The following is a 14948-nucleotide window of genomic DNA, read 5'->3' as shown; positions in this document are numbered from 1 at the left end:
TAGAGGTGTCGCTTACCGCTCAACTTCTGACTTCACCACCACCGTACACGTAATCCCCGCTGCCAACAGCACACCCTCCGGCACTTCATCGATGTGTATCCGCACCGGCACCCGCTGTGCCAGGCGCACCCAGTTGAAGGTCGGATTCACATCCGCAATCAGCTCACGGCTCTCCGGGTTGTCGCGGTCGTAGATGCCGCGCGAAATACTTTCCACATGACCCTTGAGCACTTCGCCGCTCATCAGTTGCATGTCGGCTTTGTCACCGACGCGCACGTGGGGCAGTTTGGTTTCTTCGAAGAAGCCGTAGACCCAAAACGAGTTCATGTCGACCACGGCCATTTTCGCTTCGCCAATGCGCGCGTAATCGCCGCGATGGACGTTGAGGTTGGTCACGTAACCGTCCACCGCCGCGCGCACTTCGGTGCGTTTGAGATTGAGTTCGGCAGCTTCCAGTTGTGCCTGGGCGTGCTGGTAATCGGCCAGTGCCGAGTCGGCGATGTTGCTGGCGTCGTCGCGGTTTTCCCGGGAGATCACCAGGTTGTCCAGATCGGCGCGGCGATGGGCGTTGACTTTGCGCATCTCCCACGTGGCCTTGCGCGAAGCGACCAGGCTCTGCGCCTGCTTGACCGCCAGGCGATAGTGCTCGGGATCGATCTGCATCAACAGGTCACCCTTCTTCACCAACTGGTTGTCACGCACCGGCACGTTCACCACTTCGCCGGTGACGTCGGCGGCGACATTGATGATATCGGCGCGTACCCGACCATCGCGGGTCCAGGGTGTGTTCATGTAGTGCTCCCAAAGGGAGCGGCCGATCCACAGCGCCAGGGCCAGTACCAGCAAGGTCGCGAGCAGGCTGAAAAGCTTTTTCATCGGGACGTTCTCAACGGTAGACAGTCAGCGCCAGTGCGCCGAACAGACAGGTAAACAGACTCAGGCGCAGCAGCGCCGGGTGCCAGAAGAAGCGGTACAGATCGAAGCCGGACAGGAAGCGGTCGAGCGCCCAGGCCAACGCTGCCGCGATGAAAAACATCAGGGTCATGGTCGGCATGTAGACGCCGTGGAAGGCGATTTCACGAGGCATGTTCAAGTCCTTCAGGCTTGGCGATGGCGTAGGCGGCGAGTGGTGATTGCGGGTCCAGCAACGAGGTGCGGATGAAGTGCAAATAGCTTTTCACCCGACGCAGCGCCGAGGTGTCGAAGTGCGGGGCGAAGGGTTCGTCCGTCGACTGCACACGGCTGATCGCGTGATCGACCGCGACCAGTGCACGTTCCAGATTGTTGCTGCCCGGTTGCAGGAACAACCGCACCAGCGCCCGCCCCATCACCCGGATCGCCTGGCGCCACGGCTGGGATTCGGCATACGCCGGATGCACCGGCAGAATCGCCTGTTCTTTGCGTAACTCGATGATCGCGTGGCCGACTTCCAGCACCACGAACATCCAGCGCAGCAGGTCGCGCTGCACGTGCGGCTGCCCTGCGGCCAGGCCGTAAGCCTGATGCAACAAGTCGCGGGTGCGGCTTTCGAAACTCGACGCCAGCCCCTTGAGTTTGCCGCTGATGGCGTACACCACCTGACCCCGCAGATCCTGCTCCAGCCGACGCCATAACCAGCGACTGTTCGGCGGTAAAATAATCGCCCCGGCCGCCGCGCACACCAGCATGCCGAGCACCATGGCGATGTAGTCGTTGATGAAGGTGTACGGGTTGTAGACGGTGAGGTTGTCCGGCACTGAGCCGGTGCTGAAAAAGATCAGCAATCCGAGGCCGACACCGGCGTATTGCGGGCGTGAGCTCAGGAATGATCCGAGCACGATCACCGGCGCCAGCATCACGCACAACAGGGGAAAACCGTCGATCCACGGAAAGATGAAAAACATCTCGACGAAACCAATCAACGCCCCGAGAAACGTACCGCACGCCATCTGGAAGGCCATGCGTTTAGGGTTCGGCGTGGCGGCCGACAGGCCCACGGTGGCGGCGGCGATCAGGGTCATGGTTGCGCCGCTCGGCCACGCGGTGGCGACCCAATAGCTGCCCAGCACCACCAAAATGAACGCCGCGCGAATCCCCGAGGCCGCAGCGGCCATCCAGTTGGTTTGCGGGGTGAACGGCTCGTCCCATTGCTCCCGCGCATGGCTGTGATCGGCGAGGGACGCGTGGGTCTGTGCATAACTGTGCAGGTCGTCGACGAAGCGATAAAGCAACTCGTACGCGGTGTGGAAATCCAGTTGCTCGGCGTCGCTCGGCTCGCTCTCCTGGAACGTCGCCCGCAGGCTGCGCACTCGCGCCGGCAGGCCTTCCTTGTAAACGGTCAAAGCCGTGACCAGGCGCGCCGCATCGGCGCTGGTCAGGGAACGACCACTGTAGCCGTCGAGCACTTCGGCCAGGTCCTGCAAACCCGGTTTGATCGCCGCCACGACCTGATCCGCCGCGCTGTTGCGCAGGCGTTCGAGCAATTGATGCAAAGCGTTGAAACGCGTGGTGATGCCCATGAACTCGCTGTTCAAGCGACTGAGCCGACCGTTGCGCCGACGCATGTGCGGGTCTTCAAACACGGTGACACTGCGCAAACCTTCCAGGCCCACCGCTTCGGCGATGAAACGCACGTTGCCCGCCTCGAACGCATCCCGTTGACTGCGTCCGCGCAAGCCGTCGGTGACGAACAGGGCAAACACGCCGAAGCGCTGATACAAGGCGTTGTGCATCGCGGCGCTGGCGGTTTGCGGCAGGATCGCGGCGCTGACCAGGGTCGCGCAGAGAATCCCCAGGGAGATTTCCAGCACCCGCCACACCGCCGCCATGAACGCGCCGTCGGGATGCGCGAGCGCGGGCAATCCGACCATCGCCGCGGTGTAGCCGGCGAGTACAAAACCGTAAGCGCGAAAGTTACGGTAACGCGCGGCACCGGCCGAACAAATGCCGACCCAGATCGCCAGCGAGCCGAGGAACAGTTCGGTGTTCTGCGCAAACAAGGCAATCAGCGCGACCATCACCGTCGAGCCGGCCAAGGTGCCAAGAAAACGGTAGAAACTCTTGGCGAACACCTGACCGCTTTGCGGCTGCATAACGATGAACACGGTGATCATCGCGGTACGCGGCTGCGGCAATTCCAGACGCATCGCCAGCCACAGCGTCAGGAACGCCGCGATCAGGACCTTGAAAATGTAGACCCAGGTCACGCCATCACTGCGCGCCCAGTCGAAGAAACCCCGGCGCCATTCAAGGGAGTACAGCCAGCGCAAAGGTGCGGGCAAGGGGGTCATGAAATCCTGCTCAATTAAAAAAGGTCTGGGATGAGGCAAATCCTGTGGCGAACGAGCTTGCTCGCGCTGGGCTGCGCAGCGGCCCCAAAACTCCGCCAGCCCCTGAACACTTTGTGAGTGCTGCGCACTCAAGCGGGAGCAAGCTCCCTCGCCACATTTCTGGGTGTGCCTGACACATCAAGTTCATCGAAGAAGAACCGGTATTTTCGGCACTTGAGTCTGTTCGGCAGACGGCACATCGTTGCCCGCGCCCAAGCCGCCGCCAAGCGCCGTCACCAGTTCGGCATGGGCACTCAATCGCGCTGCCTGCACCTGCTGCTGAACCTGCTGCTGCTTGAACAACAACGTCTGGGAATTGAGCACGTTGAGGTAATCGGTGAGGCCACGCTGATAGGCAATCATTGCGATGTCGTAGGTCTTCTGCGCCGTGGCCACCGACTCGGCGGCGAAGGCCTGCTGCTTGTCCATGGACTCGCGGCGGATCAACTGGTCGGAGATGTTTTTCAGCGCGTTGACCACGGTCTGGTTGTAGTGCGCCACAGCGATGTCATACCCGGCCGAGGCTTCACCCAGCTCTGCACGCAAACGCCCGCCGTCGAAGATCGGCAAGGAAATGGCCGGGCCGACCGTGTAGTTGAGTTTCTTGCCGGTCAAGAACTCCAGCGCACCACCGCCGGTGGCCATGTAGCCGAGGCTGCCGACCAGATCAACGTTCGGGTAGAAACCCGCGTGCGCGACATCAATGCCCCGCGCCTGCGCCGCCACTTGCCAGCGACTGGCGACCACGTCCGGGCGCTGGCCGAGCAACTGCGCCGGCAATGACGACGGCAGTTTCAGAGCCGCGCCCAAGGACAGCGTCGGACGCTGCACCTTTGCGCCCTCCCCTGGGCCTTTGCCGGCCAGGGCGGCGAGTTGGTTGCGGCTCAGGGCGATCTCTTCGTCCAGCGCATCGATCTGGCGATGGGTTTCCGGCAATGGCGTTTCGGCCTGACTGACTTCGAAATGGGTGCCGATACCACCGCCCAAACGTTTCTGCGCCAGTTCGAGGATTTGCTGTTGCTGCTTGAGCGTCGCTTCAACGATGTCCCGTTGCGCGTAATGCAACGACAGTTCGATGTAGACGCGCACGATGTTGTTCTGCAATTCGAGCTGCGCCTGTCGCGCCTCAGCCACCGTCATGTGGGCCATGTCGACAGCGCGCTCGGTGGTATTGCTTTCGCGGTCCCACAGGTCGAGTGCGTAACTGAAGCCCAACGCGGCGTTGTTGTCCCAGGTGGTGCTGTTGGCCAGGTCGCCGGGGCCATAGAACTGATCGGTCGGCCAGTTGTGCCGCTTGAGGGTGGAATCGCCATTGATCTGCAACGACTCGGCGGCCTCGGCGACACCGGCCATGGATCTGGCCTGACGCACGCGGGCGGTGGCCATGGCCAACGTCGGGCTATCTTGAAGGGCAAGCTCGATCCAGCGGTTCAGTTGCGGGTCGCCATAGGCCTGCCACCATTGTGCGGTGGGCCAGTGTGCATCCTGAGTGGCGCTCTGGATGGCGTCGTCGGTGGCCAGTGAACTGACCTCCAGCGCCTTGCCCTGCGGGGCAATACCTCCGGTTCCGATGCAGCCGCTGATTGCCAGGGTTAAAGCCAAAACACTGAGCGGCTGAAGCGCTCTGCTGATGCGACGCGGCACTGCTGCGATTTCCTGAAAATAGGGGGGATAACGAGATCTTGTAGGAGCCGGCTTGCTGGCGATGCAGACATCGCGCGGCATCTGGATGACCGCAGCGATGCCATCGCCAGCAAGCCGGCTCCTACAGTCCGCGCAATTCTATGGGTGGGCTTTGATGTCGATAAGCTGGGATTCCTGTGAATCTTTGTTACCGTTAACGAGATAATCCCTTGGTCGGGGTCTCAGCCCCCGAAACTTCGTGTCACAATTTGCCATCGCACTCGAGAGCACCCCATGGACACTTTGCAAAACATGCGCGCCTTCAGTTACGTGGCCGAAGCCGGCAGCTTCACCGCTGCCGCCGTGCAACTCGACACCACCACGGCCAACGTCTCGCGCGCGGTCTCCAATCTGGAAGCCCACCTGCAAACCCGCCTGCTCAACCGAACGACCCGCCGCATTGCGTTGACCGAAGCCGGCAAGCGCTACCTGCTGCGCTGCGAGCAGATCCTCGCCTACGTCGAAGAAGCCGAGGCCGAAGCCAGCGACGCCCACGCGCGCCCGGCCGGGCAATTGAAAGTGCACACCATGACCGGCATCGGCCAGCACTTCGTGATCGACGCCATTGCCCGCTATCGCAAGACTCACCCGGACGTGACCTTCGACCTGACCATGGCCAACCGCGTGCCGGACCTGCTCGACGAGGGTTACGACGTGTCCATCGTCCTCGCCAGCGAACTGCCGGACTCGGGTTTTGTGTCCCAGCGCCTGGGCATCACCTACAGCATCGTTTGCGCCTCCCCGGCCTACGTCAAAGTCAACGGTTGCGCGCAGAAACCCAGCGACCTGCTCAACCACGCCTGCCTGCGCCTGGTGAGCCCGGTGCTCCCCCTGGAAAAATGGGCCTTCGACGGCCCGGAAGGCCAGGAGATGGTCACCATCAACAGTTCGCCCTTCCTGGTGAACTCCGCCGACGCCATGAAAACCGCGATCACCAGCGGCATGGGCGTCGGCGTGCTGCCGCTGTACGCCGCCATCGACGGCTTGCGCGACGGCACACTGGTACGCGTGATGCCTCAGTACCGCTCGCAGGAACTGAACCTGTATGCGATCTACCCGTCGCGGCAGTATCTGGATGCGAAGATCAAGACCTGGGTCGAGTACTTGCGCGGCTCGCTGCCGGAGTTGCTGGCGGCGCATCAGGCGGAATTGGCGGCGTACGAACTGAGCGGGAGTCTGGGTGGGGTTCGGGTGGCGAATTAATGTGGCAAGCCAGCGCCTGCAAAGATCCTGAGAGGCCTGATTTCCTGTAGGAGCCGGCTTGCTGGCGAAGGCAACCTTGAATATTGCATCGATTTCGAGCCCATTCGCTGGCAAGCCAGCGCCTACAGGGATCGCTGCGAATCCATAAGTTGCCTTTACCGAAGAAAACTTCGGCTATAAGGCCGCAAAGCCCAAGCCAAACTGACAGCGCCGTCAGTTAGCAGTCACCCTCCTGACCAGCAAACAGGTTTATAAAGGAAACTACCTTACCCTCCTACCGACCACCCAGCCCCGGCGCCCCACTCGCATGCGAATCCAGCAAAAACCCGCCCTGCTCGTCGCCCTCCTGATCCTCCTGGCAGCGCTGGGCCTGTGGTACGCCACCAAACCGGAAAAAACCAAACTCGCCACCCCCACCGCCATCCCCGTACGCATCGTCAGCGTCACCGAAAAGGACGTGCCGCGTTTCGTCAGCGGCATCGGCTCGGTCCTGTCCCTGCACAGCGTCGTGGTCCGCCCGCAAATCGACGGCATCCTCACCAAAATCATGGTCAAGGAAGGCCAATTGGTGAAGAAAGGCGACCTGCTGGCCACCATCGACGACCGCTCGATCCGCGCCAACCTCGACCAGGCCCGGGCACAACTCGGTGAAAGCCAGGCACAACTGCAAGTCGCACTGGTCAACCTCCAGCGCTACAAACTGCTGAGCGTCGACGACGGTGTTTCCAAGCAGACCTACGACCAGCAACAAGCCCTGGTCAACCAGCTCAAAGCCACCGCCCAAGGCAATCAGGCTTCAATCGATGCCGCTCAGGTGCAGTTGTCCTACACACAGATTCGCTCCCCGGTCACCGGTCGCGTCGGCATTCGCACCGTGGATGAAGGCAACTTCCTACGCATGACCGACACCCTGGGCCTGTTCACGGTGACCCAGATCGACCCGATCGCCGTGGAATTCTCCCTGCCGCAGCAAATGCTGCCGACTCTGCAAAGCCTGATCAGCGACCCGCAGCGCGCCCGGGTCAAGGCCTACATCGGGGCCGACACCGATGGCGAAACCGGCAACCTGTTGGGCGAAGGTCATATGACCCTGATCGACAACCAGATCAACGCCAACACCGGCACCATCCGCGCCAAGGCTGAATTCGACAACGCCGGGCAGAAACTCTGGCCGGGCCTGCTGGTGACGGTAAAAATTCAGACAGCACTGGATAAAGATGCGCTGGTCGTACCGCCCAACGTCGTACAGCGTGGCCTCGATCAACATTTCGTTTACCGCCTCAAGGGCGACAAAGTCGAAACCGTCGCGGTGCAAATGGTCTATCAGGACAGCGGCCTGAACATCATCAAAGGCGTGCAGGCCGGCGATCAACTGGTCAGCGATGGCCAGTCGCGTCTCAAACCCGGCTCGGTGGTTCAAGTGCTGACCGATCCGCCGCAGGTGGTGCAATCGGAGCCGACGCCATGAAAGGTCATGGCTCGATTTCCGCGTGGTGCATCGATCACCCCGTCGCGACTATCCTGCTGACCTTTGCGTTGGTGCTGCTGGGCGCGATTGCCTTCCCGCGCCTGCCCATCGCACCGCTGCCGGAAGCGGAATTCCCGACCATCCAGGTGGCGGCGCAACTGCCCGGCGCCAGCCCGGAAACCATGGCGTCGTCGGTGGCCACGCCCCTGGAAGTGCAATTCAGTGCCATCCCCGGCGTGACGCAGATGACGTCGAGCAGCGCGCTCGGCTCGACCATCCTGACCCTGCAATTCACCCTCGAGAAAAGCATCGACACCGCCGCCCAGGAAGTTCAGGCGGCGATCAACACCGCTTCCGGCAAGTTGCCCAAGGACATGCCGAACCTGCCGACCTGGCGCAAGGTCAACCCGGCCGACAGCCCGGTGCTGATCCTATCCGTCAACTCGTCGCTGATGCCCGGCCCGGAACTCAGCGACCTGACGGAAACGTTGCTGTCCCGTCAGCTCAGCCAGGTCGACGGTGTAGGACAGGTGTCGATTACCGGTCAGCAACGTCCGGCAATTCGCGTTCAGGTGTCCGCCGACAAACTCGCTGCCATCGGCCTGACTCTCGCGGACATTCGCCTGGCGATCCAGCAGACCAGCCTCAACCTGGCCAAAGGTGCGCTGTACGGCGAGTCGAGCATTTCAACGCTTTCGACCAATGATCAACTGTTCCACCCTGACGAATACAGCCAGTTGATCGTTTCCTACAAGGACGGCGCCCCGGTTCACCTCAAGGATGTCGCCAAAGTCGTCAACGGCTCGGAAGATGCCTACGTGCAGGCGTGGGCGGGTTCGCAACCGGGCGTCAACCTGGTGATCTTTCGCCAGCCGGGCGCCAACATCGTCGAGACCGTGGATCGCATCCAGGCTGCGCTGCCGGCGCTGCAAGCGATGTTGCCGGCCTCGGTGCAGGTCAAGGTGTTGATCGACCGGACCCAAACCATCCGCGCCTCGCTGCATGAGGTGGAAATCACTTTGCTGATCGCTGTGATGCTGGTGGTGGCGGTGATGGCGTTGTTCCTGCGCCAACTGTCGGCCACGCTGATTGTGTCGGCGGTGCTCGGTGTGTCGTTGATCGCCAGTTTTGCGCTGATGTATGTGATGGGCTTCAGCCTGAACAACCTGACGCTGGTGGCGATCGTGGTGGCCGTGGGGTTTGTGGTCGACGATGCGATCGTGGTGGTGGAAAACATCCACCGCCATCTCGAAGCCGGCGACGACATGCGCGAGGCGGCGATCAAGGGCGCCGGTGAAATCGGCTTCACCGTGGTGTCGATCAGCTTCTCGCTGGTGGCGGCGTTCATTCCGCTGCTGTTCATGGGCGGCGTGGTCGGTCGGTTGTTCAAGGAGTTCGCCCTGACCGCCACCTCGACCATCCTGATTTCGGTGGTGGTGTCCCTGACGTTGGCGCCGACCCTGGCCGCGTTGTTCATGCGTGCGCCGGTGCATCACGCCCACGACAAACCGGGCTTCGGCGATCGCCTGTTGGCGTGGTACGAAAAAGGCCTGCACCGTGCACTCGCTCACCAGAAATTCATGATCGGTGTGTTTGGTCTCTCGTTGGGCCTGGCAGTTGCCGGTTACATCTTCATCCCTAAAGGCTTCTTTCCGATCCAGGACACCGGTTTCGTCCTTGGCACCACCGAAGCTGCCGCCGACATCTCCTACGGCGACATGGTGAAAAAACACTTGGCGATGGCAGAAATCGTCGCCGCCGATCCAGCTGTGCAGTCCTTTTCCCACTCGGTCGGCGTCTCGGGCAGCAACCAGACCATCGCCAATGGCCGCTTCTGGATTGCCCTGAAAAAACGTGGCGACCGTGATGTCTCGGCCAGCGAATTCATCGACCGGATTCGCCCGCAACTGATGAAAGTCCCGGGCATTGTGCTGTATCTGCGTGCCGGTCAGGACATCAACCTCAGCTCCGGCCCGAGCCGTGCCCAATACCAGTACGTGATCAAGAGCAACGACGGCGCGACACTCAGCACCTGGACCCAGCGCCTGACGGAAAAACTGCGCGGCAACCCGGCATTCCGCGACATTTCCAACGACCTGCAACTGGGCGGCAGCATCACCCACATCAGCATCGACCGCAGCGCCGCTGCCCGTTTCGGCCTGACCGCCAGCGATGTCGACGAAGCGCTGTATGACGCGTTCGGTCAGCGGCAGATCAACGAGTTCCAGACACAGGTCAACCAGTACAACGTGATTCTTGAGCTGGACACCAAACAGCGCGGCAAGGCCGAAAGCCTCAACTATTTCTACCTGCGCTCGCCCCTGAGCGGAGAAATGGTGCCGCTGTCGGCCCTGGCCAAGTTCGATGCTCCGACCATCGGCCCGTTGTCCATCGCCCACGACGGCATGTTCCCGGCCGCCAACCTGTCGTTCAATCTGGCGCCCGGCGTGGCGTTGGGTGATGCGGTGATCATGCTCAACCAGGCCAAGGCCGACATCGGCATGCCGGCGGCGATCAGCGGCAATTTCCAGGGCGCGGCCCAGGCGTTCCAGAGTTCGCTGGCCAGTCAGCCGTGGCTGATCCTGGCGGCGCTGGTGGCGGTGTACATCATTCTGGGCGTGCTCTATGAGAGCTTCGTGCATCCGCTGACGATCATTTCGACCTTGCCCTCGGCAGGCCTGGGCGCGGTGATCATGCTGTGGATTTGCGGCCAGGACTTTTCGATCATGGCCCTGATCGGGCTGGTGCTGCTGATCGGTATCGTCAAGAAGAACGGCATCCTGATGATCGACTTCGCCCTCGAAGCGCAGCGCAACGGCGGCTTGTCGCCGGAAGAGGCGATCTTCAAGGCCTGTATTACTCGCTTCCGGCCGATCATCATGACCACCCTCGCCGCACTCCTCGGCGCACTGCCATTGATGCTCGGTTACGGCACTGGCGCCGAGTTGCGCCAACCGCTGGGGATCGCGGTGGTCGGCGGCTTGCTGGTAAGCCAGGCCCTGACGTTGTTCACCACGCCGGTCATCTACTTGTGGCTTGAGCGGCTATTTCATCGACCTAAACCAACGCCGGTTGCGGCGCTGGCGACCACAGACTGAGGCGGGTCATGCGCGTTCTGATTATCGAAGACGAAGAAAAAACCGCGGACTATCTGCACCGCGGCCTGACGGAACAGGGTTACACCGTAGACCTGGCCCGCGACGGGGTCGAAGGCCTGCACCTGGCGCTGGAAAGCGACTACGCGGTGATCGTCCTCGACGTGATGCTGCCGGGCCTCGACGGCTTCGGCGTACTGCGTGCCCTGCGTGCGCGCAAGCAAACCCCGGTGATCATGCTCACCGCCCGCGAGCGCGTCGAAGACCGCATCAAAGGCCTGCGCGATGGTGCCGATGATTACCTCGGCAAACCGTTTTCCTTCCTTGAACTGGTGGCGCGTCTGCAAGCGCTGACCCGCCGCAGCGGCGGCCATGAACCGGTGCAAGTGAGCATCGCCGACCTGTGGATAGATTTGATCAGCCGCAAGGCCACCCGCGCCGGCACCCGCCTGGACCTGACCGCCAAGGAGTTTTCGCTGCTCAGCGTGCTGGCCCGTCGGCAAGGGGAAATTCTCTCGAAAACCGCCATCGCCGAAATGGTCTGGGACATCAATTTCGACAGCGACGCCAACGTCGTCGAAGTCGCGATCAAACGCCTGCGGGCCAAACTCGACGGGCCGTTCGAAGAGAAACTGCTGCACACCATTCGCGGCATGGGTTATGTGCTGGAGAGCCGTGGTGTCCAGTAACAGCATTGCGCTGCGCCTGAGCGGGATGTTTACGCTGGTGGCGCTTTTGGTCTTTCTGTTGATTGGTTGGGCGCTGTACCAAGAGGTCGATAAAGGCCTGGGTTTGCTGCCCGAAGCTGAGCTGGATGCGCGCTACAGCGTGCTTGAATCCACCGTCGGCCGTTACGGCACGCCCGAGCATTGGGTGAAGATCAACAACAAACTCAAGCTGCTGGGTGAAGAAGACAAGCGCATCAGTTTCTGGATCACCAGCGGCGATCCGCACTATGAATATGGCAACCCTACACCGTCGATCCGCACCTTCGCCGAGGGACCGCTGGGCATGCGCGACCTGCAGTTGCCAGACCAGCCCTACCCGATGAAAGTGCTGGTCAGCGAGTTTCCGGCCAAGGATCATCGCCCGCCGCTGCGTTTCATGATCGGCATCGACACCGAGACGTTTTTCCACACGCAACACCAGTTGCTGATTGCCCTGATCAGCCTGGCGATCATTGGCGTGCTGATGGCCTCGGCGCTGGGTTACTGGGTGGCGCGAATCGGGCTCCAGCCGTTGATCAAACTGTCCCAGGAAGCCCAACGCCTGGCACCGCCCTTGCGCTCGGGGCGCTTGCGGCTGTCGCCGTTGCCGCCGGAACTCGATCAGTTCGTCAAGTCATTCAACTCGACGCTGGAACGGGTCGAACAGGCCTACTCGCGCCTCGAGTCCTTCAATGCCGACGTGGCCCATGAGCTGCGCTCACCGCTGACCAACCTGATTGGCCAGACCCAGGTCGCGCTGACCCGCGGCCGCTCCGCCGAGCACTATTTCGAAGTGCTGCAATCGAACCTCGAAGAACTGGAACGACTGCGTTCAATCATCAACGACATGCTGTTCCTGGCCAGCGCCGATCAGGGCAGCAAGGCGACCAAACTGACCTCTACATCGCTGGCCGATGAAGTGGCGACGACCTTGGAATACCTGGACTTCATCCTTGAAGATGCCCAGGTTCAAGTCGAGGTCAGTGGCGATGCGCACGTGCAGATCGAGATCGCTCACCTGCGTCGGGCGCTGATCAATCTGCTGAACAACGCTGTGCAACACACCGCGCCCGGGCAAGTGATTCAAGTGCGGATCGAGGTGGGTGAGCATCAAGTCAGCATCGGCGTGGCCAACCCCGGATCGCCGATTGACCGTGAACATCTACCGCGCCTGTTCGAACGCTTCTACCGGGTCGATGCGTCGCGCAGCAACAGCGGCCACAACCATGGGTTGGGACTGGCCATCGTCAAGGCGATTGCGCTGATGCATGGCGGCGATGTGTTTGTGCGCAGCGACCAGGGCATGAATACCTTCGGCATTCACCTGCCTGTCTGAGCGATCTTTGCTTCTGCTGTAACAGTCCTTTCATGAATCCGCTCTTTTTCAAAACCTCCGACCTCCTTATCTTTGCCCGCACCAAACAGCACTTGCCAAGCAAGAAGGTTTTAACGATGTCCAACCGTATGGGTATTGCCAGCGCTTTTGTTTTGTCTTCTTTGTTCCTGTCGCCATTGGCCTTCGCGGAGGAGTCGCAGACGTTCGTCACGCAAAACGCCACGCGCGCCGCCGCCTTCGAGGCACAGCAAATCGAGATGACAGCCAAAACCCCTGAGGCCACCCAGGCAGCACAAGCGTTGCGCATTCAAACCCAGCAAACCGAAAAAGACAGCTGATTGCGCGCATCGCTCCCGTTTCCCTCGACACTTTCCATCGGCTCTTCCCTTTGAAAAGTTGTCTTCAAGCCGCTGCTGTCAGCGGCTTTTTTTATGCTGGCTTCACCGTTTCATTGCGTGGGCTGTAACGATGATCACTCACGCCCTTTGCAATGGATCAACCCTCCTGGCACCGAGGCCGAATCATTCAGTTATTACGCTAATGGAACTACGCTTACACAGTCCCTCCAACAGATACCCGCCCTATGACCGCAAACCGCCTCCCGCATGTTTCAGGCAATACCGGTCGACCGGAGATCATGGTGATCCTCGGCAGCTCCCTGACGGTTATCGCAATCCTGTGCATTGTCACGTTCCTGCTGATTCGCGAACACACCAACGCCCAGCAGGCTGCTACCCGCAGCGCCACGACCATTGCGCAACTGATCGACGCCGATGTGCTGCGCACGGTGGAGCTTTACGATCTGATACTGCAAGGACTGATCGCGGCCGCGCAACGGGACGATCTGAAACAGGTGTCTGCGCAGATTCGCCATCTGGTGCTGTTCGACCGCTCCACCACCGCGCGTTACAAAGGCGACATCCTGTTGCTGGACAAGCATGGCGAGGTATTGGCCGACTCGTCGTTGATCGAGCCCAAACCGGCCAATTTCGCCGATCGCGACTATTTCCTCGCCCATGCCTTCAACCACGACACCGGCATGTTCATCAGCCGACCGTTCAAACCCCGCTGCGAATGTGAAGAAAAAGATGAATGGCGCATTAGTTTCAGCCGACGCATTGCCTCGCCCACGGGTGAGTTTCTGGGTGTTGCGGTGGCCTCGATGCGCATGAGCTATTTCGATCAACTCTTCAACAGTCTGGACATCGGTACCGGCAGTGCACTGGCCATCATCAATGACGATGGCATTCTCCTGGCGCAGAAGCCTTATCTGAAAGAAAACTTGATCGGCAAGAGTTTCGCCAGCAACCCCAATGTCGTCAGGATATTGCAAGCGCGCAATGGCAACTTCAACAGCGTGTCGAGCGTCGATTTCCAACGGCGCCTGTACACCTTTTCCCGGGTCGGTAATCTGCCGTTGACCGTCATCGTCGCACTGTCCCTCGATGAAGTATTCGCCACCTGGAAGCGCACGGCATGGGTGATCAGCGGCGCAACCGGTGTCCTGTGCATTGGCCTCTTGTGGCTGACCTGGTTGCTTTGCCGCGAACTGCGTTTGCGGCACCAGGCCGAGCAGGATCTGGCGCAATTGGCCGCCACCGATGCCCTGACCGGCGTTGCCAACCGTCGAACCCTCGATCATGCGCTGAGCCATGAATGGTTTCGTGCACAACGTTCCGGCAAGCCCTTGTCGTTGCTGATGATCGATGCCGATCACTTCAAGGCTTTCAATGATCAGCATGGCCATCAGGCAGGCGACGAAGCCCTGCGGGCGTTGGCCGATGTTATCCGCACCCATGTCCATCGCCCCACGGACCTGGTGGCCCGCTACGGTGGCGAGGAGTTTTCGGTGATCCTGGCTGAAACCGACAGTGAAGGTGCACGGCAGATCGCCGAGCAGATCCGGGAAGCGGTCCAGAACATGCCAGTGGCAGGCGCCCCTCAATCACCAATGACGGTCAGCATCGGTATCGCCACCTGCACATCGGCCAGCGAGATCAGCCTGGAGCAGTTGCTGTTCAGCGCGGACAAGGCGCTGTATCAGGCCAAGGAAGGCGGGCGGAATCGGGTGGTGTGCGCCAGCTGAAAAGATCGCTGGATCTTCTGATTCATGCAGACATAAAAAAAGGCCACCCGAAGGTAGCCCTT

Annotated in this window: 11 protein-coding genes; 7 read left to right on the top strand and 4 right to left on the bottom strand. The window is 61.0% G+C overall.

The window, feature by feature from the left end; genetic code table 11:
• Nucleotides 1–12: 12 nt before the first annotated feature.
• The 4 genes from CKW19_RS05590 to CKW19_RS05575 all read right to left on the bottom strand — a co-directional run bounded on the left by CKW19_RS05590 (nt 13) and on the right by CKW19_RS05575 (nt 4952).
• Nucleotides 13–876 carry an HlyD family secretion protein gene (locus tag CKW19_RS05590; protein WP_095056982.1) on the bottom strand — a complete coding sequence of 288 codons (864 nt, stop codon included), beginning with the start codon at nt 874–876 and terminating at the stop codon, nt 13–15.
• A gap of 10 nt (nt 877–886) precedes the next feature.
• Nucleotides 887–1087 (bottom strand): DUF1656 domain-containing protein, encoded by a 201-nt coding sequence (locus CKW19_RS05585; RefSeq protein ID WP_007896379.1) that lies wholly within the window; start codon nt 1085–1087, stop codon nt 887–889.
• Nucleotides 1077–3269 carry an FUSC family protein gene (locus CKW19_RS05580; protein WP_095056981.1) on the bottom strand — a complete coding sequence of 731 codons (2193 nt, stop codon included), beginning with the start codon at nt 3267–3269 and terminating at the stop codon, nt 1077–1079. The genes CKW19_RS05585 and CKW19_RS05580 overlap by 11 nt, the downstream gene beginning before the upstream one ends.
• Nucleotides 3270–3452: 183 nt before the next feature.
• Nucleotides 3453–4952 carry an efflux transporter outer membrane subunit gene (locus CKW19_RS05575; RefSeq protein ID WP_095056980.1) on the bottom strand — a complete coding sequence of 500 codons (1500 nt, stop codon included), beginning with the start codon at nt 4950–4952 and terminating at the stop codon, nt 3453–3455.
• A 273-nt stretch (nt 4953–5225) separates the two neighbouring features.
• Here CKW19_RS05575 and CKW19_RS05570 point away from each other — a divergent pair, with 273 nt between their 5' ends.
• From CKW19_RS05570 to CKW19_RS05540, 7 genes are all read left to right on the top strand, one after another.
• Entirely contained in the window at nt 5226–6194 is a 969-nt protein-coding gene (locus CKW19_RS05570; protein WP_095056979.1) for a LysR family transcriptional regulator, read from the top strand.
• Between the two features lie 307 nt (nt 6195–6501).
• Nucleotides 6502–7662: an efflux RND transporter periplasmic adaptor subunit gene (locus tag CKW19_RS05565; protein WP_095056978.1), complete on the top strand. Its 1161-nt coding sequence runs from the start codon at nt 6502–6504 to the stop codon at nt 7660–7662.
• Nucleotides 7659–10760 (top strand): multidrug efflux RND transporter permease subunit, encoded by a 3102-nt coding sequence (locus tag CKW19_RS05560; RefSeq protein WP_095056977.1) that lies wholly within the window; start codon nt 7659–7661, stop codon nt 10758–10760. The genes CKW19_RS05565 and CKW19_RS05560 overlap by 4 nt, the downstream gene beginning before the upstream one ends.
• Nucleotides 10761–10768: 8 nt before the next feature.
• Nucleotides 10769–11446, top strand: a complete 678-nt coding sequence (locus tag CKW19_RS05555) for a heavy metal response regulator transcription factor (protein ID WP_033056445.1) — start codon at nt 10769–10771, stop codon at nt 11444–11446.
• The gene (locus CKW19_RS05550; RefSeq protein ID WP_095056976.1) at nt 11436–12800 is read left to right on the top strand and encodes a heavy metal sensor histidine kinase; all 1365 of its coding nucleotides are present in this window, start codon (nt 11436–11438) and stop codon (nt 12798–12800) included. The genes CKW19_RS05555 and CKW19_RS05550 overlap by 11 nt, the downstream gene beginning before the upstream one ends.
• A gap of 116 nt (nt 12801–12916) precedes the next feature.
• Nucleotides 12917–13138: a hypothetical protein gene (locus tag CKW19_RS05545; protein WP_095057131.1), complete on the top strand. Its 222-nt coding sequence runs from the start codon at nt 12917–12919 to the stop codon at nt 13136–13138.
• A 245-nt stretch (nt 13139–13383) separates the two neighbouring features.
• A complete protein-coding gene (locus CKW19_RS05540) occupies nt 13384–14886 on the top strand; it encodes a sensor domain-containing diguanylate cyclase (protein WP_095056975.1) in 1503 nt (500 codons plus the stop codon).
• The last annotated feature ends 62 nt before the right edge of the window (nt 14887–14948 follow it).

Source organism: Pseudomonas sp. Irchel s3f7, from assembly GCF_900187615.1.
Classification (GTDB): Bacteria; Pseudomonadota; Gammaproteobacteria; order Pseudomonadales; family Pseudomonadaceae; genus Aquipseudomonas.
The sequence above is the reverse complement of the archived record's forward strand: the minus strand, read 5'-3'. Positions and strand labels throughout refer to the sequence as shown.

What these genes read in the sequence shown, in the direction of transcription:
- CKW19_RS05560 (WP_095056977.1), top strand. Translation starts at nt 7,659, where the DNA reads ATGAAAGGTCATGGCTCGATTTCCGCGTGGTGCATCGATCACCCCGTC.
- CKW19_RS05565 (WP_095056978.1), top strand. Translation starts at nt 6,502, where the DNA reads ATGCGAATCCAGCAAAAACCCGCCCTGCTCGTCGCCCTCCTGATCCTC.
- CKW19_RS05540 (WP_095056975.1), top strand. Translation starts at nt 13,384, where the DNA reads ATGACCGCAAACCGCCTCCCGCATGTTTCAGGCAATACCGGTCGACCG.
- CKW19_RS05590 (WP_095056982.1), bottom strand. Translation starts at nt 876, where the DNA reads ATGAAAAAGCTTTTCAGCCTGCTCGCGACCTTGCTGGTACTGGCCCTG.
- CKW19_RS05580 (WP_095056981.1), bottom strand. Translation starts at nt 3,269, where the DNA reads ATGACCCCCTTGCCCGCACCTTTGCGCTGGCTGTACTCCCTTGAATGG.
- CKW19_RS05555 (WP_033056445.1), top strand. Translation starts at nt 10,769, where the DNA reads ATGCGCGTTCTGATTATCGAAGACGAAGAAAAAACCGCGGACTATCTG.
- CKW19_RS05545 (WP_095057131.1), top strand. Translation starts at nt 12,917, where the DNA reads ATGTCCAACCGTATGGGTATTGCCAGCGCTTTTGTTTTGTCTTCTTTG.
- CKW19_RS05570 (WP_095056979.1), top strand. Translation starts at nt 5,226, where the DNA reads ATGGACACTTTGCAAAACATGCGCGCCTTCAGTTACGTGGCCGAAGCC.
- CKW19_RS05585 (WP_007896379.1), bottom strand. Translation starts at nt 1,087, where the DNA reads ATGCCTCGTGAAATCGCCTTCCACGGCGTCTACATGCCGACCATGACC.